Raw genomic sequence first — 24,967 nt, forward strand, 5'->3', positions numbered from 1 at the left:
CGATGGCGAGGTTTGAACGCGCAGCGCTCCTGAAGACGTTTCGCGACATGGCAAGGCGCGGTGAACCGATCGTCGGCGGCGGCGCCGGCACCGGTCTGTCAGCCAAGTGCGAGGAGGCCGGCGGCGTCGACCTCATCGTCATCTACAATTCCGGCCGCTACCGGATGGCCGGCCGCGGCTCGCTCGCGGGTCTGATGGCTTACGGCGATGCCAACGCCATCGTGCTGGAAATGGCGAACGAAGTGCTGCCCGTGGTCGCCAGGACACCGGTGCTGGCGGGCGTCAACGGCACCGATCCATTCCGCGACATGGACGTGTTTCTCGACCAGTTGAAAGCGCTCGGGTTTGCCGGCGTCCAGAACTTTCCGACCGTCGGCCTGATCGACGGCACGTTCCGCGCCAATCTCGAGGAGACCGGCATGTCCTATGCGCTGGAGATCGACATGATCGCCAAGGCGCACGACAAGGACATGCTGACCACTCCCTATGTGTTCAGCGAGAAGGAGGCCGCCGCGATGGCGATCGCCGGCGCCGACATCATCGTCTGTCACATGGGTCTGACGACCGGCGGCACCATCGGTGCGCAGACCGCGCTGAGGCTCAGGGACTGCCCCGCGCAGATCGACACCTGGGCGTCCGCTGCGCTCAGCGTCAATCCGGACATCCTGGTGCTGGCTCATGGCGGCCCGATCGCAGATCCCGCCGACGTCGATTTCATTATGAAGAACACCCGCCATTGCCACGGCTTCTACGGCGCCTCCTCGATGGAGCGACTGCCCGTGGAACGGGCGCTGACGGAGCAGGTGCGTCAATTCAAGGCGATCGGCGCGCGGTAACGCCGGAGGTACGAGGGAGGGAAAGATGTCGGGGATATTGGTCGGTGAATTGATCCTCTGGCTAATCGTCGCGATCGTCGTGATCGTGGTTGGCGTCTACATCGTGAACTGGCTTTACCATCGCTCCTCCAAGGAGATTTCGTTCGTCCGCACCGGCTTCCTCGGCGAACGCGTGGTGATCAATGGCGGCGCCTTCGTGCTGCCGTTCATCCACGACTACACGCCCGTCAACATGAACGTGCTGCCGATGGGCATCGTCCGCTCCAGGCAGGACGCCGTGATCACCCGCGACCGTATGCGCATCGACATCGAGGCCGACTTCTACGTCCGGGTGCAGCCGACCCGCGAAGCGGTCTCGATTGCGGCTGCGACGCTCGGCCGCCGCACCATGGAGCCCGAGCAGCTCCATGCGCTGCTGGCCGGCAAGTTCATCTCCGCGATCCGCTCGGTCGCCTCCGAAATGACCATGGAGGAGATGCACGAGCGGCGCGGCGACTATGTCGCACGGGTCAAGACCAATGCCGCCGAAGCGCTCGCCCAGAACGGCCTCGAGCTTGAATCGGTCGCGATCACCGATCTCGATCAGACCGACCTGGAGTTCTTCAATCCCTCGAACCGGTTCGACGCCGAAGGCCTGACCCGCCTGATGGAGGATATCGAGGCGAAACGAAAGCTACGCAACGACATCGAGCAGGACTCGATGATCAAGATCCGCTCCCGCAATCTGGAAGCCGAGCGGCAGGCGCTCGAGATCGAGCGCGAGAGCGAGACCGCACGCCTGGAGCAGGAACGCGACATCGAGATGCGCCGCGCACTCCAGCGCACCGAAGTTGCCCGCGAACGCGCGCTGCGCGAGACCGAGGCGGAACAGGCGCAGATTTCCGCCCGCGAGGCCATCGAGCGCGCCCGCATCGCCAATGACCAGGCGATCGCCGAGGCCCGCATCGCCTCCGAGCGCGAGACCCGGCAGAAGGAGATCGAGCGGACCCGCACCATCGAGGAGAAGGAGCTGCTGGCACGCGAAGAGATCGAGAAGACCCGGATCGCCAACCAGCGCTCGATCGACACCAGCCGCATCGCTTCGGAGCGCGAAGTCCGCCAGCGCGAGATCGAGCGGATGCGCACGGTCGAGGAAGCCGAGATCGCCGCGCGTGAAGCGATCGAGAAGGCGCGGATCCAGCAGGACCGCGTCGTCACCGATGCCCGCATCGCCAACGAGGAAGAGACGAGGCGCCGCGAAATCGAGCGCACGCGTGCCGTGGACGAGGCCGAGATCGCCGCGCGCGAGGCGACGGAAAAGGCCCGCATCGCCCAGACCATGACGGTCAATGTCGAGCGCATCTCCTCGGACGAACGCACCCGCGCGCTCGAGATCCAGCAGGTGCGCACCATCCAGGAGGCCGAGATCGAAGCCCAACGCGCTGTCGAGGCCGCCCGCATCGCCCGCGAGCGGACGCTCGCCGCCGAGCGCATCGCCGCCGAACAGAATACGCGACAACTCGAAATCGAGCGCAACCAGGCGCTGGACGTCGCCGGCATCGCCGCCCGCGAGACCACGGAAGCGACGCGGATCGCGCAGGAGGAGCGTGTGCGCTCGCTGGAGATCGCCCGCAACCGCGCCGTCGAGGAAGCCGATATCGCCTCGCGCGAGGCGATCGAGGCGGCCCGCATCGCCCAGGAGAAGGCGGTCGCGGCCGAACGCATCCAGGCCGAGCGCGACACCCGCGCGCTCGAGATCGAACGAACCGGCGTCTCTGGAAGCGGCCGAGCTGAACCGGCGCGACGCCGTCGAACGCCAACGCATCACGGTCGATCTGGCGCTCGAGGCCGAACGCATCAATTCCTCCAAGAAGCGCGAGGTGCTCAATATCGAACAGAAGAAGGCGATCGAGATCGCCGATGAGGACCGCGTCATCGCGCTGTCGACCAAGAAGTCCGAGCGGATCGACGCTGACCGCCAGGTCCGTCAGGCCGAGATCGTCGCGCGCAAGGAGGTCGAGACCACCGACGTCGCGCGCGAGCAGGCGCTGGAAGCCGCCCGCATCGAGCGGCGGCGCGCCATCGAGCAGCTCGAGGTCGCTCGCGTGCAATCCTTGCAGGAAGCCGAAATCGCCTCCCGCGAGGAAGTGGAGCGCGCCCGCATCGCGTCGGATCGCGGCCTCGACGAAGCCCGCATCGGCCGCGAGCGCGAGCTGCGCAAGCTCGAAGTCAATCGCGAAAAGGACGTCGAGACGGTGCTGATGGAGAAGGCCATCGCCATCCATCAGAAGTCGCTGGAGGAGTCGGCGGCACGCGCTGCCGCCGAGGAAGCGCGCATGCGGGCGACTGAAGCCGCCGAGCGCGTGGTCACCGCACGTGAGAGCGAGATCGCAAAACGCCGCAAGACCGTCGAAGTGCTGCTCGCCGAGAAGCAGGCCGAGGAGACGCGGATCGCCGCGGAAGCCGAGCGCGTGCGCGCCGCGGTCGAGGCCGAGGCGCAGCGCATGCTCAACGAGGCCGAGAACGTGCTCACCGACCAAGCGCGCTACTCGCTGTTCCGCCGCAAGCTGCTCGACCGCATCGAGGGCATCGTGCGTGAGAGCGTCAAGCCGATGGAGAAGATCGAGGGCATCCGCATCCTCCAGGTCGACGGCCTCAATGGCAACGGACACGGAAATGGCAATGGCGGCCGCAGCGCCACCGACGAGGTGATCGATTCGGCGCTGCGCTACCGCGTCCAGGCGCCGCTGATCGACTCGATCTTGTCGGACATCGGCGTCGAGGGCGGCAGTCTTGCAAAGATGCCGGGCCTGATCCGCGAGGCCCGCGACATGCAGGGCATCAAGGATTCCGCGCGCAAGAGCGGTGGCGGCGACAAGCCGGCGACCGCCCCGCCTGCGGCCGAAGGCGGTGAGCCGCCGGCCGAGCGCGGGCCGAGAAAGAAGAGCTGAGGTCTGACCCATGGCCCGCGTCTACGTCTCAACCGTCGTCAACGCCCGCAACGACCGCGTCTGGGCGCGGGTGCGCGATTTCAACGGTCTGCCGAACTGGCATCCGGCCATTGCCGAAAGCCGGATCGAGGGCGGCGAGCCCGCCGACAAGATCGGCTGCGTCAGGGATTTCCGCCTGCGCAATGGCGACCGCATCCGCGAGAAGCTCTTGGGCCTCTCCGACTACGACATGTTCTGCACCTACTCGATCCTGGAATCCCCAATGGGTGTGGAGAACTACGTCGCGACCCTGCGGCTGACGCCCGTCACCGACGGCGACCAGACCTTCATGGAATGGACCGCCGAGTTCGACTGCGCGCCGGAGCGCGAGACCGAGCTCGTCAGCAACATCGGCGGCGGCGTGTTCCAGGGCGGCTTCGATGCCCTGAAGCGCGTGTTCGGAGGTTAGCCGTGCCGCATATCGTCAAAAGCACGATCCTGAGCGCACCGACCGATGCGGTGTGGAACGTGCTGCGCGATTTCAACGGGCATGACCGCTGGCATCCGGCGGTTGCGACCTCCTCGATCGAACGCGCTCAGACTTCCGACAAGATCGGCTGCGTCAGGCGATTCAAGCTGAAGGATGGCTCCGAGCTGCGCGAACAGTTGCTGGCTCTGTCAGACCTTGAACAGACCTTCAGCTATTGCCTGCTCGATACCCCGATCCCGATGTTCAATTACGTCGCCCATGTCCGACTGCTGCCGGTGACCGATGGCGACCGCACTTTCTGGCATTGGGAATCGCGCTTCACCACGAAGCCGGAGGACCAGGACCGCATCACCCACATGGTCGCGGAGGATATCTATCAGGCCGGATTCGAGGCGATCCGCCGCCATCTGAAGGAGGGCGCCTAGCCATGGCTGTGACCGTAAAGACCTTTGCCAGCGCCGGCGAAGCGGCCGGGGCAATATCCTCGGATCGCAGCGCGCGCTATCTCGGCGGCGGCACGCTGGTGATGCGGGCGCTCAACGAGGGCGACGTCTCGATTTCGACCATCGTTCGCGCCAGCGACCAGACGCTGACCCGGATCGATGCGTCGGGCCCGCGGATCACGCTGGGCGCCGGCGTCACGTTCGCGAGAATTCTCGGCGAGCGCGACCTCGCTTTCCTGCACGCGCCCGCCCGTTCGATCGGAGGCCCTGCCGTGCGCAACATGGGCACCGTCGGCGGCAATCTGTTCGCGCCCAACCCTTACGGCGATTTCACCGTGGCGCTGCTGGCGCTCGACGCCACCGTCGCCGTGCAAGGCGGCTTCGGCGCCCGCGACATCGCGATCGAGGAGTTCCTGCAATCGCGCGAGCGGCAATCCGGCGCCTTAGTGCTCTCGATCTCCTGCACCCGGCCGGCCAGCGCTGAGGCCTTTCGCTACCGCAAGGTTGCCCGCATCAAGCCGAAAGGCGGCTCGGTCATCACGCTGGCCGCACATCTGCCGGTCAGCGGCGGGCGCATTGCCGGTGCTCGCATTGCGCTGGGTTCGATGGCGCCGACCCAGATCCGCGCCAAGGCTGCGGAGCGTGCCCTCGAAGGACGCACGCTCGATGCCGCGAACATCAATGCAGCCGCCTCTGCCGCAGTCGAAGGAACATCGCCCGCCGACAATGCGCTCGGCAGCGCCTGGTATCGCCGCGAGATCGTCGGCGTCCATCTCCGCCGTTTGCTGTCCGGCCAGGAATAGACTGGGATCACCATGTCCAAGACGCCTCTGCAATTCCGTCACAACGGCCGCGACGTCGCTATCTTCGTCGATGGCGGCACCAACCTGCTGGTCGCCCTACGCGAGCTGGTCGGCGACATGACCCCGAAATTCGGCTGCGGCCAAGGCGGCTGCGGCACCTGCAGCGTGCTGATCGACGGAGAACTCCACCTCTCCTGTCTGACGCTTGCCGAGACCGTCGCCGGCCGCTCCGTCGAGACGCTCGACGGCCTCAAGCAGGGCCCGAACCTGCACCCGCTCCAGCGCGCCTTTGCCGACAATTTTGCCGCTCAATGCGGCTATTGCACGCCGGGCATGCTGATGGCCGCAAAGGCGCTGCTCGACCGCAATCCCTCCCCGAGCCGGGCCGACGTGATCGAGGCGATCTCCGGCAACATCTGCCGCTGCACCGGCTACGAGCCGATCATCAATGCAATCCTCGCCGCCGCAGGCGGCCGGGCCAGCGCCTGAGGTCAGACCATGCTGGAACTACGCAAGGACATCTTCGCCGACGAGCGCGACGACAATCTCAAGGAGATCGGCAAGGGCACGCAGCGCCAGGACATGCTCGGTCACATCACGGGCACGTCGAGCTATTTTGGCGATCATAAGCTCCAGGGCATGCTGAACCTGAAGGTCGTGCGCTCGACCCAGGCCCATGCAAGGCTGCGCCGCATCGATACCACGGACGCAGAACGCTCGGCCGGCGTGCGCCGGATCATTCGCGGCGCAGACGTGCCGGTCAATCTCAACACGCTGCTGAGCCTGATCAATTTCGGCAAGGATGACGAGCCGTCGCTGGCCGTCGACAAGGTCCGCTACAAGGGCGAGCCGATCCTCGCCATCGTCGCCGACAGCGAGCGGGAGGCTTTCGAGGCCATCGCAAAGGTCAGGATCGACTACGAGCCGCTGCCGACCGTGTTCGACGTCGAGGATGCGCTGAAACCGGGCGCGCCCGTCGTCAACGAGACCTATCCGAAGAACGCCTTCATCTATCACGACGTCTACGATCACCAGCGCCTGCGGTTCGGCGATGCCGATGCGGCGCTCGCGAGCGCCGACCACGTGCTCGAACAGCGCTACCAGATGTCGCCGATCGAGCACGCGCCGACCGAGACCAATGGCGCGATTGCGGCGCCCGACACCAACGGCCGCTACGTCGTCTACACCTCGACCCAGGCGCTGTTCTTCTCGGTCGACACCTGCGCCAAGATTTTGGACGTGCCGTCCAACACCTTCCACTTCATCGGCGGCACCGTCGGCGGCGGCTTCGGCGGCAAGGTGGATACCTTGACCGAGCCGCTCGCCATTCTCGGCGCCATGTTGACCGGGCGTCCCGTGCGCTACGTGTTCGGTCGCGAGGAAGAGATGCAATACGGCCCGCCCCGCGGCGCCGAGCGCATCTACATCAAGGACGGCGTCATGCGCGACGGCCGCATCGTCGCGCGCAAGATCCGTGCCTATTTCGACAGCGGCGCCTATACGCGCCTCTCCAGCTACGCCGCGGTGAAGTGCGCCGCGCATCTGCCGGGTCCCTACACCATCCCGAACGTTTATGGCGACGTCTACTGCGTCTTCACCAACCGCACGCCGGCGACTGCCATGCGCGGCTTCGGCGTCACGGCAATGGACTTTGCCATTGAGTGCCAGATGGACAAGCTCGCAAACCTCGTCGGCATGGACCCGATGGAGTTCCGGATTCTGAACGCCTATCGCGACGGCGACATGAAGGCACATCGGCGCGAGGCCAAAAACGCGGCGCTGATCGAATGCGTTCAGGTCGTCGCCGAAAAGGCCAAGTGGCCGATCCGTGACGAGTTCAGGCGCGCCTCCTCCCGCAAGGATGGCGGCGGCAGCCGCGCCGCGATCCCGCCGACGCCGACGGAGCCGCGCGCGCGGCCCGCCGCGCCCGCCCAGCAGCGCACGACCTATGACCGCGCGCCCGTGACCGCGACAAGAGAGCCGCCGCGCGAACCACCTCCGCCAGCACCGCCACCTCCTCCGCCGCGCCCGGCCGCGCCATCGCACGGCGCCACGCGCTTCTCCTCCGTCTTCGGCACCAGGAGGCGCTAATGACCAGGCATCGCGGGCGCGGCATGGCATCGATCAACTATCCCATCGGCATGAACCTCGGCGGCGATCCCAGCCAGGCGCTGGTTCATTCCAATCCCAGCGGAAAGTTCACGGTGGCCCTGTCGTCGATCGATCTCGGTCAGGGCATGAAGTCGGTGACGCGCCAGATCTGCGCCGAGACGCTCGGTGTGCCCGTCGAGGACGTCTATGTCGACACGGCGGACTCCGACACCGGCCCGCATTGCATGGGCTCGTTCGCCTCGCGCGGCACGCATCGCGTCGGCAACGCCGTGATGGCCGCCGCCCGCGAAGCGCGCGGCGTGATGATGGAGGCTGCAGCCGAGGAGTTGGAAGTCAATGCGGCCGACCTCGAGACTGACGGACGCGGCAACATCCACGTCAAAGGCGCGCCGCATCGCTCGATCTCGACCAAGGATGTCGCGATCGCCGCGCAGTTCAAGCAGGGCAAGACCATTTCGGGTCGCGGCATCTTCCTGGTCCCGCTGTCCGACGTCGACCCCGAAACCGGAGAGATGTCACCGGCAACGTGTTATGCCCATGCCTGCCTCGTCGCCGAAGTCGAGGTCGACGACGAGACCGGCGAGGTCGCGATGATCAGGATGGACTCCGCCTATGAGCTCGGCCGCGCGCTCAACCCGCGGCTCGTCGAGCAGCAGCTGGTCGGCGGCGCCTGGATGGGCGTCAGCCACGCGCTCTACGAGACGCCAGAGCCTTACTATCCCGACCCCACTCACGGCCCGCGCGACTTTGTCGAATATCTGATGCCAGGCCCCGGCGATATCTGCCCGCACGATATCGCGGTGCTGGAACGCCCTGCTCCCGATGGTCCCTTCGGCGCCAAGGGCCCCGGCGAGATGTGCGCCAACCCGGTGCTGCCGGCCGTGGCGAATGCGATCTTCAATGCCGTCGGCGTGCGCATCGACGATCTGCCGATCACGCCCGAGAAGGTGCTGCGCGCGATCAAGGCCCAGGGCGGCGCACGGCCGCAGGCGCGGCGCTAGAGGTATCGTCGTGGCGGTTCGCAGCAACATCGTCGGCATCGACAGCCCCGAGGCGCTGGAGAAAGCGCTGCGCGCGGCCTATTACCTCGCCGACGAGGGGCTGGCGACCGCCGCCTATCTTGGCCTCGCCCTTGGCAAGCCGCTTTTGCTGGAAGGAGCGCCGGGCGTCGGCAAGACGGAGGCCGCAAAGGCCATCGCTGCCGTGCTCGGCCGCCGCCTCATCCGCCTGCAATGCTACGAGGGCATCGACGCCTCTGCCGCGCTCTATGAGTGGAACTACCCGCGCCAGATGCTGGCGATCCGCCAGGCCGGCGACGAGAGCATCGACATCTACGGCGAGACGTTCCTGATCGAGCGGCCGATGCTGGCGGCGCTCCGCGCGCCCGATTCCACCGTGCTGCTGATCGACGAAATCGACCGCGCCGATCAGGAGTTCGAGGCCTTCCTGCTCGAATTCCTCTCCGACTTCCAGATCTCGATTCCCGAGCGCGGCACGGTGCGCGCGGCGGAGCGCCCCGTGGTCGTGCTGACATCGAACCGGACCCGCGACCTGCACGAAGCCCTGCGCCGCCGCTGCGTCTATCACTGGATCGACTATCCGACCGCGGAGCGCGAAGCGCGCATCATCATGATGCGCGCCTCCAGCGTTGCCGAGGCCACGGCACGCGCCGTCGTCGCAGCCGTCGAAAGGCTGCGGCGCGAGCCGCTGAGCAAGGCCCCCGGGATCGCCGAAGCCGTGGACTGGGCCGAGGCCGCGACGCTACTTCACAAGGGCGGCGCGCGCTGGCCCGATGCGTTCAAGCGCTCGATCGGCGTCGCGCTGAAGGACGAAGAAGACCTGCATTTCATCTCGCCACGGCTCGACGCCATGCTCGCGGAGGCGACGGTATGAGCACCGATCTGCAGCTTCCGCGCGCCGCACGCGTCTTCGTCGCCTTCGTCCCGCTACTGCGCGCGAACGGCTTTGCCGTGGCACCGGAGCAGACCACGACGTTCCTGGCGGCTATCAAGCTGCTCGGCCCTGATAGCATCGAGGATATCCGACAAGCTGCACTGGCGACGCTGGCTCCGCCGCCCGAACGTCGTGCCACCTTCGACCGGCTGTTCGATCTGCACTTCCGCGGCAGCGAGACGATTGCGCGCGATGACGAGGGCGAGAACGATGAGACGGTCCGGCTCCAGGAAGAGGGCCGCGGCGACGAGGAGCCCCTGCTCTCCGACGAGGCGAGCGAGTCCGGCCTCACCGCGACCCGGACCGAGGCCCTGGTCGAGCGCCGTTTTGGGGCGAGTTCGACCATGGACGCGCTGCGCCGCCTGGCGCGCGAAGCACCGCGACGTCTGCCGCGACGACGTGGTCACCGGCGCATGCGCACTCGCCGCGGACCGTTTGCCGACCTTCGCCGCACGTTGCGCGATACTGTCCGTAGCGACGGCGAGATCTTGCGGCTCGGTCACCTCAAGCGGCGGCAGCGCCCACGCAAAATATTGCTGCTGATCGACGTGTCCGGCTCGATGAAGAGTTCGCACCGAAGAGAACATGAAGCTCGCACATGCGCTGGTGCAGGCGGCGCCCAATGTCGAGGTCTTCACCTTCGGCACGCGGCTGACGCGCGTCACCCGTCCGTTGCGGCTGAAGCGTCGCGAGCAGGCGTTGAACGCGGCCGCTCACCTCGTCAGCGATTGGGACGGCGGCACCCGCATCGGCGACGCACTGCAAGCCTTCCTCGCCGTGCCACGGTTCGGCGGCTATGCGCGCGGCGCCGCCGTCGTGATCGTCTCCGACGGGCTCGAGCGCGGTGACCCCGATGCACTTCGCGACGCCGTCGCAAAATTGTCGCGGCGGGCCTGGCGCTTGAGTTGGCTGACGCCGCTTGCCACGAGCCCGGCCTTTCGCCCGCAGACGGAAGCGCTCATGGCCATCGAGCGCTTCGTCGATGACCTCGTCGATGGCGGTTCGAGCGCGTCGATCGTCGCGCACATTCTGGCATTGGGACGAAGGAGAGCGGCGTGACCGAAATTATCGACGGCCATCATCACATCTGGCGGCAGGCCGACCTGCCCTGGCTGATCGGCCCCATGCAGCCGCGCATCTTCGGCCCCTATGAACCGATCCGGCGCGACTATCCGATCCAGGAATATCTCGACGACCTCAAGGGCAGCGGCGTCACCCGCTCGGTCTATGTTCAGACCAACTGGGCCAACGACCGCTTCGAGGACGAGGCCGCCTGGGTGCAGCAGACCGCCGACGAACACGGCTGGCCACACGCGATCGTCGCCTACGCCAACTTCGCCGTCGAGGACGTCCGTCCCCAGCTCGATCGCCTCAAGCGCTATCCGCTCGTGCGCGGCGTGCGCATGCAGCTGCACTGGCACGAGAACCCCCTTTACCGCTTTGCGGCCCGCGCCGATCTCTGCGCCGATCCAGTGGTCCGCCGCAACGTCGCGCACCTCGCCGACTATGGCTGGAGCTTTGATTTGCAGGTGTTCACGCCCCAGATGCCGGAGGCAGCGGAGCTAGCCAAAGCTTGTCCGGAGGTGACCTTCATCCTTCAGCATGCCGGCATGTTGGAGGATCTCTCGCCGGCAGGCCGCGCCGCCTGGCGCGCCGGCATGGCGCGGCTCGCGACCTGCCCGAACGTGGTCTCAAAGCTCTCCGGCCTCGGCACCTTCATCCATCGCAACGATCCCGCGCACATCGCCGCCGTGCTCGCCGATACCGTTGCGATCTTCGGTGCCGAGCGCTGCCTGTTCGGCTCCAATTTCCCGATCGAGAAGTTGTGGACCAGCTATCGCGAGCTCGTCGATGCGTTTCGCGCGGCGGCCGCGCCGTTGAGACCGGCGCAGCAAGACGCGATCTTCAGGACCACCGCGGCGCGCGTCTATCAGCTTTGACAGACAAGAAACAGATGAGGGAGGGCAACGAATGGCGCTGGAGATCAAGATCCTGGACTATGGCGACATCGAGCTGGAATCGAGCTTCCTGGTGCTCGGCCGCGACTGCGGCCGCACGCGCCGCGTCCTCACCCTGGGCTTTTTGATCCTCGGCGGCAAATATCCGGTCGTGGTCGACACCGGCTATCGCTCCAACCAGATCATGGAGACGCTGGGCATGCGCGGCCTGCAATACCACGAGAACATGATCGAGAACCAGCTCGCGCGCCACGGCGTCCGCATGGGCGACGTCCGCTTCGTCTGCCACACCCATCTGCACATCGATCATGCCGGCAAGGACGATCTGTTCCCGATGAACACGACCGTCGTCCTCAACCGCAAGGAGCTCGAATATTCCGTCTCCGGCCTGATGCATCCGCAATATCCGGCGCCCGACATCAAGCACCTGATCGACCGCCTGCACACCAAGAACGCGCTGCGCTTTCTGGATCTCGAAGTCACCGGCCCGATCGAGTTGATGCCTGGCGTCTATTGCGATGCCGCCAACGCCCATACCGAGGGCTCGATGAACATCATCGTTCACACCGCCGACGGCATCGCCACCATTTGTGGCGACGTGATCTACGACTTCAACGACCAGATCGTCACGCCCTTCAACGAGATCCACGATTGGGAGCCGCGCACCACCGGCAACCACGGCACCAGTAAGCGTGCGGAGAAGGCGGCGATCAAGAAGCTGCTCAGCAATTCGCGCTATCTGCTGCCCGTGCACGATCGCCCCGCCAGGATCGAAGGCGGCAATGTGGTCGGGCGGCTGCACGACCAGGTCCCCGGCCCGATCGTGCAGTCCTTGCCAGCACGCAACTGGTTCCCGGCTTGACGTGACCTGAGGATATCGACCGATGACGCACGTCACCTTGCGCTCCGAATTCGAGAACTCTGATCGACCCGTACGCGCCCGTCGCGCAAGTTGGCACCGGCTTCGACTTCACGGAAGGACCGGTCTGGCATCCGATCGATCATTACCTGCTGTTCTCCGATATGCCGGGCGACGTGCGACGGCGCTGGGATGCGCGGCGCGGTGTCGTGGAGGTCAAGCGTCCCGCGAACAAATGCAACGGCATGACCTATGATGCCGAGCTCAATTTGATCGTCTGCGAGCACGCGACATCGTCGCTGGTTCGCGAGCGGCCGGACGGGTGGCGGGAGGTGCTGGCTTCGCACTTTGGGGGACAGGAGCTCAATAGCCCGAACGACGTCTGCGTCCACTCCTCCGGCGCGATCTATTTCTCCGATCCGTGGTATGGCCGCATGCCGGTCTATGGCGTCGAGCGGCCACGCCAGCTCGGCTTTCAGGGCGTCTATCGCGTCGTGCCCGGCGGCGAGCCGAAGCTCGTCGTCGACCGTAACCTGTTCGATCAGCCGAACGGACTGTGCTTCTCGCCGGACGAGAAGCTGCTCTATGTCAACGACACCGTTCAGGCGCTGATCCGCGTCTTTGATGTCGACAGTGACGGTTCACTGTCGAACGCGCGCGTGTTCGCGAGCGGCATCCGCTCCGAGCTCGAGCCGGGCGTGCCCGACGGCATGAAATGCGACCAGCACGGCAATGTCTGGGTCACCGCGCCCGGCGGCGTCTGGGTCTATTCGTCGCGCGGCGAGCTGCTCGGCAAGATCCGCGTGCCCGAGCTCGTCGCCAACCTCGCTTGGGGCGGTCCAGACTTCCGCACGCTGTATCTGACCTCGACCCATTCGGTCTATGCGATCCCGACCAAGGTCGGCCCGCGGCATGAGCCCTATATGAGCGGCCGGCGAAGCGGCGGCGGCGCGGCGCCAAGCTCCGCGCCAGCGGTACCCATCCTCGCCGAGGGCGAGATGCGGCTCGATCCGCAGCGTTGCGCGATGATCATCCAGGACCTCCAGAACGACGTCATTATGGACGGCGGCGCCTTCGCCGAGTCCGGCGCCCCAGGGCATGCGCGCCAGCAGCACGTGGTGGACAACGTCCGCCGCCTCGCCGAGGCCGCGCGTGCCCGCGGCGTCGCCATCATCCACGTCTGGTTCATCGTCGAACCCGGCGCGCCCGGCGTCACGCTGAATGCGCCATTGTTCGAAGGCCTCGTCGACAGCAAGGCGATGGTGCGCGGAAGCTGGGGGGCGGCGCCAGTGTCCGGCCTCGAGCCGCGGCCCGGCGACTTCGTCGTCGAGAAGATGCGCATGAGCGCGTGGGAGGGCACGCGGCTGGAGACGATCCTGAAAGCGACGGGGCGCGACATGATCATCAATACCGGTGCCTGGACCAACATGTCGGTCGAACACACCGCGCGCACCGGCGCCGACAAGGGTTATTTCATGATCGTGCCCGAGGATTGCTGCTCGACCATGAACGCCGACTGGCACAACGCCTCGATCAACTTTGCCATGCAGAACGTCGCGGTCGTGACCAGGGCGGATACGATCATCAGGGCGCTGGAATGACGCGCGGTGCCGAAGCTCCTGCACCTCTCCTGCTCGCCCCGCCCCGACTCGGAATCGAGTGCCGGCGCGCTGGTCTTCATTGAGCACTTTCGTCAGGCCCATCCCGATTGGGACATCGACGTCATGGATCTCTGGCGCGAGCGGATGCCTGAGTTCGCTGGCCCCATCCTCGAAGCCAAATACGCGCGCATGAACGGCCATCGCTTCAGCGATCCTCAACGCGCCGGCTTTGCCGAGGCCGAGCGCTTGGCGCTGCGCTTTTCACTCGCCGATCGCGTGTTGATCTCGACGCCGATGTGGAACTTCGGCATCCCCTACAGGCTGAAGCAGTTCATCGACATCATCGTCCAGCCCGGGCTCACCTTTCGTTTCGATCCGTCGCAGGGATATGTCCCGCTGCTGAGGGACCGGCCGACACTGGTGATCCTCGCCAGCGGCAGCGATTTTTCCACCGGCATGAACCGCGGCCGCATCGATATGGCGACGCCCTATTTGCGGGAAATCCTGCGCTTCATTGGCATCAACGATGTCCGTTTCGTTGCGATCGGGCCGACCATCGGGCCGCGGCAATCGATTGAAGCAGCCCGAGAACGGGCGTTTAAACGCCTCGGCGCCCTGGCTGCGCATTTCTGACGCTGATGCATGACGCGGGGAACCGTTGCCGCCGCTTCAATGCGGCGGCGGGATCAGGGCGCGCAGGATGCCCGGCTTCCAGGCCTGACGCGCGCTATCGAAGGCCGCAAAATCATGGTCGAATTGCCAATAGGCCCATGACCAGCCAAGCCTGTCGGCGCTTCTCGCCATGAAGGAGAGGTATCGCAAACGACTGTCGGACGGAGCGCGCTCGTACACCCCGAATTCGCCGAGATAGATGGGGCGCTTCTCTGTCCGCCCAGAGACTCATCTTCCTGAAATCGGTGGCGGCTTTCGCCTCGTCATCCGGAGTGCCCGAATCCAGGGGACCGATTTTCGAGAAAGTTGCAGACCATGGTGCCCCTTGGTGCGTGAACCGTATGGGCGCGTAGTAGTGAAACGTGACAATGAGGTTCCTGTCCTCGGCCGGCAGAACCAGCTCGTCGACAGGGATCTCATCCGTGTTGAGAACGGCGGCAATGACCGGCCGCTCTGGGTTGGTGCGGCGGATGATGCCGAGACACTCGTTGAGCAGTGAATTCCAGCTGGCGGACGTCATGTGCCCACCAGGCTCATTCAGGACCTCGAAGACGAGCGTGGGGTACTTCCCGACATAGCGCTCGGATATCTGCCGCCAGAACGACTTGAGCTTCTCAGTGCATCCGGCAACGTCGCTTTGACAAATGTGCGTGTCGTGCTCGTCGACGACAGGAATGAGGCCCCTCGCGAGGACCTCCTCGATGACGGCATCAAGCCGCCTCAGGACGATCTCATCCATGACGTTCTCCGGGCTCATGAACTTGAAGCCGAAGAAATTGATCCTGACGTGCGAGAACCCGGCCTTCTTGATAGCCGTTAAATTGTTCAGGCGAAACGGCGCGTTCTGGCCGCCTTCCCAGATTCCATCGTAGCCGAGAATATTGATACCGCGCCCAGTCTCGGCACGTCGCGGGAATTAGCCCGCTCGGCTCCGTGAACGTCGGAGAAGAGTGATGCAACGAAGAGCGCCGTTGCTGCCAGCATGACGCTCCCCGGCAGCCGAGCGCGCATGACGGTCATCTTGCGTCCATTTGCAAGGACTGGAAGTCGACCTTTGGCATCGGCCTGCAGGTCGCAAAGAAGAATGAGACGAGCAGCACCGACGTGAACATTGTCGAACGGAGGAATGTCGTCTCCGTAAAATTGGTCTGAAAGCTGAGCACGACAAATCCGATGATGAGAGCGCAGTGCGAACGATCGATGGATCTGGTCGAAATCAGATCGAGAATCTTGCTCGAGAACAGAACAACGCTCGCAGCGAAAAGCATGTATCCCAAAAACCCAGTTTCCATCAGGATCGCGATGTAGCCGCTGTGATAATTGTCCAGCACCCAGCCGTGGTTCTGTTCGAAATAATCGTAGATCGATGGGACCGTCCAAAAACCGTTGATCCCGAAGCCGAGCAGCGGCGCATCGTCGAAATGGCTGATGGCGTAGTGCCAGATAAACGTTCGCTCGGTGAAATCGATGGTCGCATCGCCGACATGGATGGCGTCATAGCCCGTGACGTAAAAATAGAGAAACAGGATCCCGGCCAGGATGCACATGACGAAAGGCAGGACTGCATAGACCCTCATGCAGCCCACCGACCACATCGAGGTCACGAGCAATGCACAGGCCGCCAGGGCAACAGCACCGGCACCGCGCGATTCCGACGCAAGGACACAGGTTGAGGCCAGCAGGAACACGACGAGGAACGTCGGCCACCCCTGCCCCTTCATCTTAAGATAACAGGCAAAAAACATCAGATACGCGCCGACGAAGCCGAGCGTCTGCTTCGATTCATAGACGCCCTGCCATTGACCGCTGTGCATCCAGGTTTGGTCTATCCCGATATCGGGCACAGCAAGCGCACAGAAGGCCGATGCTGCGACCAATATGAACAGGCCAAGGGCCGTGGCCTTCACGATCTCGTCCATCTCGAGGCGCGTGACGAGACAGAATGCGCCGAAGGTCGTCATGGCAAGCGCCGCACTCTTCATGAGCGCTGCCGCGCTCAGGCTCGACCAGAACACCGAAATGACTGCGAAGGTGTAGAATGCGAGCAGCGCGATCAAATCGGGATTGAACTGCAAGCGCAGGCGCGGGCGCACGAATGCACTTGCGTAGATGAGGACGCCCCACATCAGGAGCGCCACAGCCTGTTGCACAAAGCTCAGCTCCGGCGGCAGGAGCGCGGCGTTGAAGATGCCCATCGACGCGACCACATTGATGGTGATCGAGCAGCTGATTGCAATTCTGGCAATCTTCTCAACGCCAATACTGCGCGTCTCCCAGAACGCGCTCTCGAGTGCCCCGGAATCCACCTCGGTCTGCAGGCTGGCCATGTACCGACCTTCCTTAAGCGCGGTTAATAATTTGCTAGCGCGGGTCGGCCTCCGGCGCTCCCAGCCCACACGATTCCGGCGTTTAATAGTTTGGTAACGATAAGAGACCCGGCACGGCACATTAATGCAAATCTCACCCCGCCGGTGTCTCGCCCGTAACGACCCTGCTATAAAGCGCGGATCGAGCTCGATCGAATTTCACGAATTATCTGGTTTCCTTGGTTGCGCATGAACAGATCCAGCAGCACGTTCGATATCGCCATCGAGCAGGCGTTCGACTTTCTCTCTCCGGAATACGCAGAACTGTTCGATAATTCCGCCGCCACCGCGTTCCAGCACCCACTCTGGCTGCACAGCCTCTACACCAGGCTGGCGTCACATGCGGGGGCAACCCCTCTGATTGTCGTGGTCCGTCACCGCACGACGCGTGCCCTTGCGATGGTGCTGCCCCTGCTGCGGATCCGGCGTGGTCCGATACGGACAGTGGAATTCGCCGACCTCCGCGTCTCCGACTATTTGGCGCCGGTTTGCAGCCCGACAATATTCTCCCAACTGCTCGCGGACGAGAGCGCATGCGCGGAGCTTCCAGGTCTCCTCCACCCGTTCGACCTGCTCCGCATGACCAAGCTTCCCGACGGACGGCTTCCGATCGAGAACCTGCTGGCTGCACCCCGCCGCGTCTCGATGGACACCAATGCCTACGCGACCGTCCTCATCGCGCCGTTCGAGCAGTGGCGGGCCAGTGCGATGGATCGCTCTTATCAGAAGGAGCTCGCGAAGAAATATCGTCAGCTGCAGAAGAAGGGCGTATTGAGCTTCTCGTGCTGCAACGACACCGCCTCCACCATCAACGCGCTGGAGGTGATGCGGAAATTTCGCGGCCCGCGGTTTCAGTCACAAGGCGACGGCGACCTGCTCCAGCGCCCCGAATATTTCGGCTTCTATTCCGAGGTAGCGCTCCGCGGGCTCGGCTCCTTTGTGCGGCTTTATGCCATGAAGATGGACGGCGACGTGATCGCCGCCGTGCTCGGGTTGTGCCACCGCGACACCTTCCACGTCATCATGAGCGCGTTCGACATTGCCGGATACAAGAGCCAATCCCTGGGGGCGCTGATGTTCGAGCAAGTGGCGAGAGATTGCATCGAGCGCGGGGACCAGATGCTCGACTTCACCATAGGTGACGAGCCGTACAAGAAACTGTTCGGCGGGCAGCCATCGCCGATGTGGGCGGTCACGCAGGCCGGCAGCACCGCAGGCGCCGTCGCGTTGTTCGCGCTGAAGCAGGCTCCCTGGCTCAAACTGGCCGCCAAGCGTATGTCGGAGTTCAGGCTCCTGCCGACCCGCACCTCAACGCCAACACGCTGACGAGCGCGAGGCGCCGACGGCCGCAGCACTCACGCACGAAGTGCGCTGCGGACATGCGCGAGCCAGCCTGGCCGCATTTGATCGACCCGATGGGTGATACTGCGCCGCAGGAAGTGCAGCCGCCGCCGCAGATCCCAGCCGATATCGTCACGCGAAGTCAGGGCCTGGCGGAATCGCGCCATCTTCAGTGACTGCTGGTCTGCCGCGATCTTGTCGCGATCGGCGTAGAATTCGGAGATCTTCTCCCAGTCCATGCCGGGAGTCATGAGCCACCGCGGCGCATATTCGGTGCAAAGACGCTCAACGTCCATCAGCAGGCGCGCGACGCCGGTTCCGGCGGCAGGACAGTTGGTCTGGAACGCATCACCGATGAGCACGACACCGGGCTGAAGGTGCCCCTCGACAACGGAGAGGTCCATCACCCAGTTCCGTATCCGGTCGACCACGCGAAAATCGCCGAGATAGGTCTGCAATCCCGGCAGCAGGCGCAGAACCGTCGCTTCCGTCTCGCGACGCAGATCGCGCATGATCGGATCGGCCGGGTCGCGGAACATGAAGAGATTCGCTCTCATACCCGCACGCACCGGAAACAGGCTGAGGTAGTCGACGCCGTCCGCTGTGCGTTCGCCGTAACAGGTCAGCGCCTTGAAATCGAACGGCGCGCCATCACGGCGGGCGATCGTGAAGCCGAACGAGACCGAGTGACCCGCGGCCAGCACGCGCCGCCTGATACCGAGTTTGTAGCCGAGAACTCCTGCCATGCCCGTGGCCAGAACGACGAGGCGCGCAGTGACGCGCCGTCCGGAGGCAAGCTCGAGATGCTGGACGTCGTCGCTACAGCTGATCGCAGTGACCTCGTCGACGATCAGACTGGATGGATCAGGTAGCTGGCCGCGCGCCATGGCGACGAGATCGGCGTAGGGAAGCCCATAAGCCTGACCTACGCTGACATCGACCACCTTGCCTTCCCTGATGTTGAGCACGCGATCGTATGGACAGGCGGCGCTCTCGAGACCACGGATGAAGCCCAGTCTGCGGAACGCCTCCAGCTGGTGGCCTCCGATTTTTTCGACCCGGAATTCGTCCGGATAGACCGCGCGCTTATCCACCAGAACAACGCGATGCCCTGTCCGCGCAAGAACGGCTGCCGCCAGCGATCCAGCAAGGCCGCCGCCGACGATCGCAATGTCCGTCGCGATCGTCACGCCCCCGGCAGCGGCGATCGGCTCGCTCACGGTTCTGTCCGTCGTCATATCCAGGCTCCCACGGTTAACGTGGCTCCATCTGCAATTTTCTCGCCTGATGTCGCATCGCAGGGCCAAACGCGATCATTTCCGCAGATCGAGGTTAATGAAGGGAGGACCGATCTGGAGCTACGATGTCCCGGCACGAGCTTTGCTCAGGAGACTCTGCAAAGTCCGCGTTTTGGGCAGATCGGCGGCCATTCCGGCGAGCCATTCCGCATTCAAACGGCTGATCGTGCTGTCTTCGGCCGTCGATGCGGCCCTATGCCGCCATTCGGCCGAGCCGGGCTTTGCTCTATGTGGGACAATGGAGACGGCGATGTACCACCGTGAAGCAACTGACCTGGCCGCGACGTCGTCGTGGCCGGCAAGATCCTCGAAGCCGCTCATTAACACTCGCGGTTTTTCGGCATGCTAGGCTGGCGCCGGTATCGGCACGTAGCTCTTCCGGGGAGAGTTGCTCCTTAACGTTCATGATCGAATCCATCATCCAGTTCATGCGGCGCGACGTCACGCGCGGTGTCGTCGGAACCATCCTTCTCAAGGTTGGTAGCGGCGCACTTGCGTTTGCATTGTTCTCGCTTGCGGCACGAACGATGTCGCCCGATGGCTTCGGCATCTTTGCGACCTGGCTTTCAGTCGCCCAGATCGCATCGGTCGTGGGCCTGGTCGGCCAGGAATCGCTCCTCGTACGCTTCCTGAACGAGTATCAGGTGGGAAATCGGCCCGACCTCACCAAGGGCGTGCTGCTGTCGAGCCTGAAGCTTTCCTCCGTCGCGATGCTTGTTGTGATCGGTGCAATCGCGATCGCGGCGAACGTGAAGGGCGACTGGTGGCTGCTGATCCTCGCCGTGTCCGCCTACACCGCCGTGAATGCAGGTGTGATGCTCGGCAGCCAGGTTGCGCGCTCGCTGGTCAGCATCCTCATGGGGGAGGGAAACAGAGAGTTCTTCTGGCGGGTCGGCGTCGTCCTGTTTCTGCTCGCAATCATGTTCGGCCATCGCCAGCTCGACCCCGCCGAATTGTTCGCCGTAATGACGATCGCCATGTCGGTTGGCCTGACCGCGCAGGTCGTTTCGATCGCGCGAGCTCTGCCGGATCTCCGCAGCACGGCCGCACGGTCCGAAACGGGCCGCTGGAGATCGAGCGCGCTTCATTTCTGGATCGCGTCCGTCCTCGAAGCCGCAAACCAGTATTTCGACGTCATTCTGGTTTACTGGATGCTGGATCCCGCGACCGCCGGCATCTACTTCGCCGCCTCGCGCCTTGCCAACATCTTCGCCATGCTGTCGGCCGCGCTGTACAGTTTCGGTGCGCGCCGGCTTCCTTCGCTGCACTTCAGCAAGAACCTACAGGAATTCGAGCGGACGTTGCAGCTGATGGCGGAAGTGACCGCGCTTTGCGTGGTCAGCGGGCTCTTCCTGATCTGGATTGGCGGCCCCCATCTTCTCAACCTATTCGGACCCCACTTCGCCGCGCAACACTCGGTCCTGATCGTGCTCGCGATCGGAACGGCGTTTCAGGCAGCGGGCGGTCCCTCTGCGGCGATATTGCAGCTCACCGGTCATGAGCGCATCTATGTCCCCGTCGTCGCGGCGAACGTGGCGTTGCGGCTGGTCGGATTTCTCGTGCTGATTCCCTGGCTCGGCGTGCTTGGCGCAGCGATCTCGGCCACCGTGTCGCTGGCGCTTGCGACCATCGCGCTCAACGTTCTCTGTCGCAGGCGAACCGGGGTTGATCCTTCAATTCTCGTGCTCTTGCGCTTCGGTGGATCGAAACGCGGCACCTATGCAGTCCGCGGCGCCGACGCGGGCGACTAGGCTCCGTTGCGGAACGACCGTCAACCAGCCAGGCCGAGCGCTTCACCCCGACGTTGAGCCGACGACGGGTCTGCCGGCACACGATTGACGACGATCCCAGTCGGCACGCCGCCAAAGCGAGAGAGCGCGGCCGTCACCCTGCGCATTGCTGCTGAATCGATTGCTTCTTCGCGGGCAACCAGGATGACGAGATCAGCATGGGCGGCCAGCGCCGCCGCCTCCGGCTGCAAGGCCAGAGAGGTGGCATGGACGACGATCAGATCGAACTCTGAACGAATATCGTCTACAGGCGACGACTGAGGCCCCTTGCTGACGTTCAGAAGCTCGTCGATGCTGCGAAAATCCGCCGTGGTCGCGCCATCCGCCGGCCACCTTGGCGAGGCTGGCCCCGGCACCACCGAGATCCGGCTCGACCCGGATCAGGACGCTCAGCTTTCCACTCTTCAGCGCCCACCAATTCAGCGACCGTGCGACGGTGTTGCCGCCGGCCCGTTTCCCCACCGACATCACGAGCGCGACCTTGCCCCGGCCTCCGGCAATTTCTCCAGCATGTCGAGCAGCGGACGCAGATGCGGACCGAGATCGATCTCGCTCGTTGCAGACACCGGGCCTTGCCAGATGTTTCTCGGGACCTCGCCAGGGGTCAGGTCGGGAACGCGGACCCACACGGGCGGACGTGACCACGCCCCGGGCTGGCGCGGAGCCGGATCGGCGGCGCGAACGTCCGGAACGGATTTGTCCGATCTGCGTCCCGTTGCGGCAACGACCGCCGTCGATGTCAGCAGCGAACCGATCGCGAGCGCAGCGAGCAGCAAAGACAGCGGCGGAAGGGTCGAGCGAAGCGGCGGAATGGCGGGCGAGGCGACCTTGGTCTGAGAACTCTGCAACAGGCGCTGTTCATTCGTCGTCTTGGACCGCGAAAGGAACTGCTCGTAGATGTTTCTGTTGGCCTCAGCGTCGCGCTGCAACTCCTGGAGCCGGACCAGGGCCTGCCCGTCGACCAGAAGCTGCAATTCAGCCGCCTTCATCTGGCCTTCCAGAGCCTTCTGCTGATCGCGCTGGGCCTCATATTCCGACTTCGCGGTGTCAATGCCCTTGGTCCGCTCAATCTCGATCTGCCTGTTCAGATCGTTCAGCTGGCCGTACGACATCACGAGGTCGGGATGGCGATCGCCGAGCACCGTCCGCTTCTGCGCGATTTGATCATTGAGGGCCGACCGCTGGGCTCGCAACGCGCTTAGGAGATCCTGCTTTACGGGGCCCTCGATCTTCGCCTTCACGTCGCGCTGCGCCTGCTCGTAACGGGCTTTGGCCTCCTCGGTCCGCGCGCGCGCAGCAGCCACCTGCTGCGACAGCTCGGTCACCCGCAATTGCTGGGTCGTGGCATCCTTGCCGGCGTTGACGATCCTGTGCTCGAGCTTGAATGTGGCAACGGCGTCCTCCGACGCCTTCAACCGGTCGCTCAATGTCTTGAGCCGGCTGCCGAGCCAGTCGGCAGCCTCGTCGGTCGCCTCGGTGCGGATGCGGCTCTGTCTGGCGACGAACGCCTCGGCGATGGCATTGGCATAATAGGCGGCCCGCTCCGGCCGGTTCGAGGTGAAGCGGATGGCGATGACATAGGTCAGCCCGCGACGGGAAATGTCGAGACGGTTGCGGAAGCGCTCGAGCAGGCGCGCGGGGGCGGTGTAGCCGCCGGAAATGTCTTCGTCATCGCGGACCTTGAGCTGCTCGATCAGCGGCTCGAGAAAGCCGTCGGACTTCGCCACTTCGACCAGGCTTTGCAGCGCGGCGCTATCCTGCCCTATGCCCGGCAGAACGTCCTGCTCCGTGGTGACGCGCTGCTCGCGGGGATCGACGACGACCAATGCGGTCGCTGCGAACCGGACCGGAAGCACCAGGAGAACGACGGCGCCAAGCGCGAAGATCGCGAGCGCGAGCGTCAAGATCCGCCGAGCGTTTTCGCGAAGGAAGGAGAGCGCACCGGCGGCAGTGAACACACCGCCAAAGCGTGCAGCGGCACCGGCAGCCTCAGCGCTCGACGAATTCCGGCTCCAAGACGCGGCAATGCCGGTCGATCCGGAACTTGTCGGGTCTGCGCGGCGACCGAACGTCATGGACTCTACTCGGATTCAACTGGCGAACACTGTTCAGTGGCCCGCTCCACCGTAAATATCTATGGTTAATCCGCGGTTACCCGACTCTCGCGCGACCATGACCAATTGGTTAACGCGGTCGCTTCACTTCCTTTGGAAACTGCCAGAATTCTCTCGCGAAGGATGCCCGTTCCGGCAGGCTGCGCATTAACTCCGTTTATTGCTAGTCGGTGTCCGCGCGATGCTCGCATGGTAGGTACGGGGTCAAGAAGGTGAAAACTTCGTTTCTTCAGTGGGTCGGGATCCGTGCTCCATTACCAGCCAAACAAGGAGTTGGGCGAGACGACTGCGACAGCACTCACGCCGTCCAACGGCAACGGACGGAAGCTGCACGTCCTTCTCGTCCAGACCCAGGCCGAAAACGCCGGCGCGCAGGAGATCTCCAGACTGCTCGGTGCCGGCCTTACCGCGCGCGGCTATCGCGTCACCAATCTGTTCTTCTTCCGCAAGTCGGATTCGTTCGACGAGCCGCCCGATACGTTCTACTGCGCCTCGAGCCGGCCGAGCAATCCGCTGGCACTGCTGCGAATGCTGCGGACGCTCGGCCGCCATATCAAGACCAGCAAGCCCGACGCCGTTCTGACCTTTCAGCATTTTGGCAACGTGATCGGCGCCGGCGTGTCGCGCCTCGTCTGCCGCGCGCCTGTCATCGCCAACCAGGTTTCGTCAGCGCTGTCGATGGGCTGGCCCGTTCGCACGGCCGACATCGTCATGGGCAGCCTCGGCTTCTTCGACCGCATCACGCTCAATTCGAAGGACATGCAGCGCGAATATTCGCGCTACCCCGCGGCGTATCGGTCACGCATGGTGCATGTCCCACACGGCTTCGACGACAAGGCCCTCACCTTGTCGAAGGACGCGGCGCGAGCGACATTCAACCTGCCGCCGGATCGCATCCTGCTCGGCTGCGCGGCGAGGCTGCACCCGCACAAGCGGCTTGATGCGGCGATACGCTTGTTGCCGGATCAACCATCCTGGCACCTTGCACTGGCTGGACAGGGAGCTGATGAGGCCCGGCTGAGGCAGCTGGCCGACGAATTGAAGGTATCGGACAGGCTGTATCTGCTCGGCGAAATCCCCCCGCGCCGGATGGCGGACTTCCTCGCCTGTCTGGACGTGTTCGTATTCCCGACACAGGCCGAAACCTTCGGTCTGGCTGCGGTCGAGGCCGCCAACGCCGGTGTTCCCTCCGTCGTCACCGATCTTCCCGTGTTGCGCGAGGTGTTGTCCTTCGAGGGAAAACCGACCGCACTCTTCGTCGACGCCTCCGATCATGCGAAGCTGTCGGCGGCCGTTTCGACAATGCTGACGAATCAAACCCTGAGCGACGAACTGCGACAAAACGCCAAAGGTCTGCGGCTGCGTTATTCGGTAGATGCCATGGTGGAGGAATACGTTCGGCTTCTCAGCCAAGTCATTTGA

Annotated in this window: 19 protein-coding genes and 4 pseudogenes; 17 read left to right on the forward strand and 6 right to left on the reverse strand. The window is 64.3% G+C overall.

The features are described 5' to 3' along the window. Nucleotides 1-2: 2 nt before the first annotated feature. The 14 genes and pseudogenes from ACSKB8_RS37750 to ACSKB8_RS37815 all read left to right on the forward strand — a co-directional run bounded on the left by ACSKB8_RS37750 (nt 3) and on the right by ACSKB8_RS37815 (nt 14,597). Nucleotides 3-836, forward strand: coding sequence for a phosphoenolpyruvate hydrolase family protein (locus ACSKB8_RS37750; RefSeq protein WP_438109555.1), 834 nt, complete (start codon nt 3-5; stop codon nt 834-836). Nucleotides 837-861: 25 nt separating this feature from the next. Beyond that, nucleotides 862-3,766: pseudogene (locus ACSKB8_RS37755) on the forward strand (flotillin domain-containing protein). 10 nt (nt 3,767-3,776) lie between these two features. Next, nucleotides 3,777-4,214, forward strand: coding sequence for an SRPBCC family protein (locus ACSKB8_RS37760; protein WP_018318067.1), 438 nt, complete (start codon nt 3,777-3,779; stop codon nt 4,212-4,214). Between the two features lie 2 nt (nt 4,215-4,216). Beyond that, on the forward strand, nt 4,217-4,660 hold the full coding sequence (locus tag ACSKB8_RS37765; protein ID WP_438109556.1) for an SRPBCC family protein: 444 nt from the start codon (nt 4,217-4,219) through the stop codon (nt 4,658-4,660). 2 nt (nt 4,661-4,662) lie between these two features. After that, the gene (locus ACSKB8_RS37770) at nt 4,663-5,481 is read left to right on the forward strand and encodes an FAD binding domain-containing protein (protein WP_438109557.1); all 819 of its coding nucleotides are present in this window, start codon (nt 4,663-4,665) and stop codon (nt 5,479-5,481) included. Nucleotides 5,482-5,493: 12 nt separating this feature from the next. Then, nucleotides 5,494-5,970, forward strand: a complete 477-nt coding sequence (locus ACSKB8_RS37775; protein WP_438109558.1) for a (2Fe-2S)-binding protein — start codon at nt 5,494-5,496, stop codon at nt 5,968-5,970. A 9-nt stretch (nt 5,971-5,979) separates the two neighbouring features. Beyond that, nucleotides 5,980-7,572: a xanthine dehydrogenase family protein molybdopterin-binding subunit gene (locus ACSKB8_RS37780; protein WP_438109559.1), complete on the forward strand. Its 1,593-nt coding sequence runs from the start codon at nt 5,980-5,982 to the stop codon at nt 7,570-7,572. Then, nucleotides 7,572-8,594, forward strand: a complete 1,023-nt coding sequence (locus tag ACSKB8_RS37785) for a xanthine dehydrogenase family protein molybdopterin-binding subunit (RefSeq protein ID WP_370988607.1) — start codon at nt 7,572-7,574, stop codon at nt 8,592-8,594. The genes ACSKB8_RS37780 and ACSKB8_RS37785 overlap by 1 nt, the downstream gene beginning before the upstream one ends. A 10-nt stretch (nt 8,595-8,604) precedes the next feature. Further along, the gene (locus ACSKB8_RS37790; RefSeq protein WP_128956247.1) at nt 8,605-9,486 is read left to right on the forward strand and encodes an AAA family ATPase; all 882 of its coding nucleotides are present in this window, start codon (nt 8,605-8,607) and stop codon (nt 9,484-9,486) included. Beyond that, nucleotides 9,483-10,605: pseudogene (locus tag ACSKB8_RS37795) on the forward strand (vWA domain-containing protein). The gene ACSKB8_RS37790 and the pseudogene ACSKB8_RS37795 overlap by 4 nt, the downstream one beginning before the upstream one ends. Further along, nucleotides 10,602-11,486, forward strand: a complete 885-nt coding sequence (locus ACSKB8_RS37800) for an amidohydrolase family protein (protein ID WP_438109560.1) — start codon at nt 10,602-10,604, stop codon at nt 11,484-11,486. Before ACSKB8_RS37795 ends, ACSKB8_RS37800 begins: the two are co-directional and overlap by 4 nt. A 31-nt stretch (nt 11,487-11,517) precedes the next feature. Continuing rightward, nucleotides 11,518-12,366: an MBL fold metallo-hydrolase gene (locus tag ACSKB8_RS37805; protein ID WP_438109561.1), complete on the forward strand. Its 849-nt coding sequence runs from the start codon at nt 11,518-11,520 to the stop codon at nt 12,364-12,366. Between the two features lie 22 nt (nt 12,367-12,388). Further along, nucleotides 12,389-13,964 (forward strand): annotated as a pseudogene (locus ACSKB8_RS37810) (isochorismatase family protein). Nucleotides 13,965-13,970: 6 nt separating this feature from the next. Then, nucleotides 13,971-14,597: an FMN-dependent NADH-azoreductase gene (locus ACSKB8_RS37815; RefSeq protein WP_438109562.1), complete on the forward strand. Its 627-nt coding sequence runs from the start codon at nt 13,971-13,973 to the stop codon at nt 14,595-14,597. 36 nt (nt 14,598-14,633) lie between these two features. On the opposite strand, the pseudogene ACSKB8_RS37820 reads toward ACSKB8_RS37815, so the two are convergent. Next, nucleotides 14,634-15,656 (reverse strand): annotated as a pseudogene (locus tag ACSKB8_RS37820) (glycoside hydrolase family 5 protein). Continuing rightward, nucleotides 15,653-16,963, reverse strand: coding sequence for an O-antigen ligase family protein (locus ACSKB8_RS37825; RefSeq protein ID WP_438110837.1), 1,311 nt, complete (start codon nt 16,961-16,963; stop codon nt 15,653-15,655). Before ACSKB8_RS37825 ends, ACSKB8_RS37820 begins: the two are co-directional and overlap by 4 nt. A 228-nt stretch (nt 16,964-17,191) precedes the next feature. Here ACSKB8_RS37825 and ACSKB8_RS37830 point away from each other — a divergent pair, with 228 nt between their 5' ends. Beyond that, on the forward strand, nt 17,192-18,328 hold the full coding sequence (locus ACSKB8_RS37830) for a GNAT family N-acetyltransferase (protein ID WP_438109563.1): 1,137 nt from the start codon (nt 17,192-17,194) through the stop codon (nt 18,326-18,328). A gap of 29 nt (nt 18,329-18,357) precedes the next feature. Here the strand turns inward: ACSKB8_RS37830 and ACSKB8_RS37835 are convergent, their stop codons facing one another. Together ACSKB8_RS37835 and ACSKB8_RS37840 are read right to left on the reverse strand one after the other, a co-directional pair. Further along, nucleotides 18,358-19,581, reverse strand: coding sequence for an FAD-dependent oxidoreductase (locus tag ACSKB8_RS37835; RefSeq protein WP_438109564.1), 1,224 nt, complete (start codon nt 19,579-19,581; stop codon nt 18,358-18,360). A gap of 120 nt (nt 19,582-19,701) precedes the next feature. Further along, nucleotides 19,702-19,962: a hypothetical protein gene (locus tag ACSKB8_RS37840; RefSeq protein ID WP_438109565.1), complete on the reverse strand. Its 261-nt coding sequence runs from the start codon at nt 19,960-19,962 to the stop codon at nt 19,702-19,704. Nucleotides 19,963-20,045: 83 nt separating this feature from the next. Between ACSKB8_RS37840 and ACSKB8_RS37845 the strand changes: the two genes are divergently transcribed. Next, nucleotides 20,046-21,392, forward strand: a complete 1,347-nt coding sequence (locus ACSKB8_RS37845; protein WP_438109566.1) for a lipopolysaccharide biosynthesis protein — start codon at nt 20,046-20,048, stop codon at nt 21,390-21,392. A gap of 20 nt (nt 21,393-21,412) precedes the next feature. Here the strand turns inward: ACSKB8_RS37845 and ACSKB8_RS37850 are convergent, their stop codons facing one another. Together ACSKB8_RS37850 and ACSKB8_RS37855 are read right to left on the reverse strand one after the other, a co-directional pair. Beyond that, nucleotides 21,413-21,787, reverse strand: coding sequence for a hypothetical protein (locus ACSKB8_RS37850; RefSeq protein WP_438109567.1), 375 nt, complete (start codon nt 21,785-21,787; stop codon nt 21,413-21,415). Between the two features lie 111 nt (nt 21,788-21,898). After that, a complete protein-coding gene (locus ACSKB8_RS37855; RefSeq protein ID WP_438109568.1) occupies nt 21,899-23,506 on the reverse strand; it encodes a GumC family protein in 1,608 nt (535 codons plus the stop codon). A gap of 285 nt (nt 23,507-23,791) precedes the next feature. On the opposite strand from ACSKB8_RS37855, the gene ACSKB8_RS37860 reads away from it, so the two are divergent. Then, nucleotides 23,792-24,967 carry a glycosyltransferase family 4 protein gene (locus ACSKB8_RS37860; RefSeq protein WP_438109569.1) on the forward strand — a complete coding sequence of 392 codons (1,176 nt, stop codon included), beginning with the start codon at nt 23,792-23,794 and terminating at the stop codon, nt 24,965-24,967.

This window comes from Bradyrhizobium sp. BR 1432, assembly GCF_051547705.1.
In the GTDB taxonomy this organism is placed as follows: Bacteria; Pseudomonadota; Alphaproteobacteria; order Rhizobiales; family Xanthobacteraceae; genus Bradyrhizobium; species Bradyrhizobium zhanjiangense.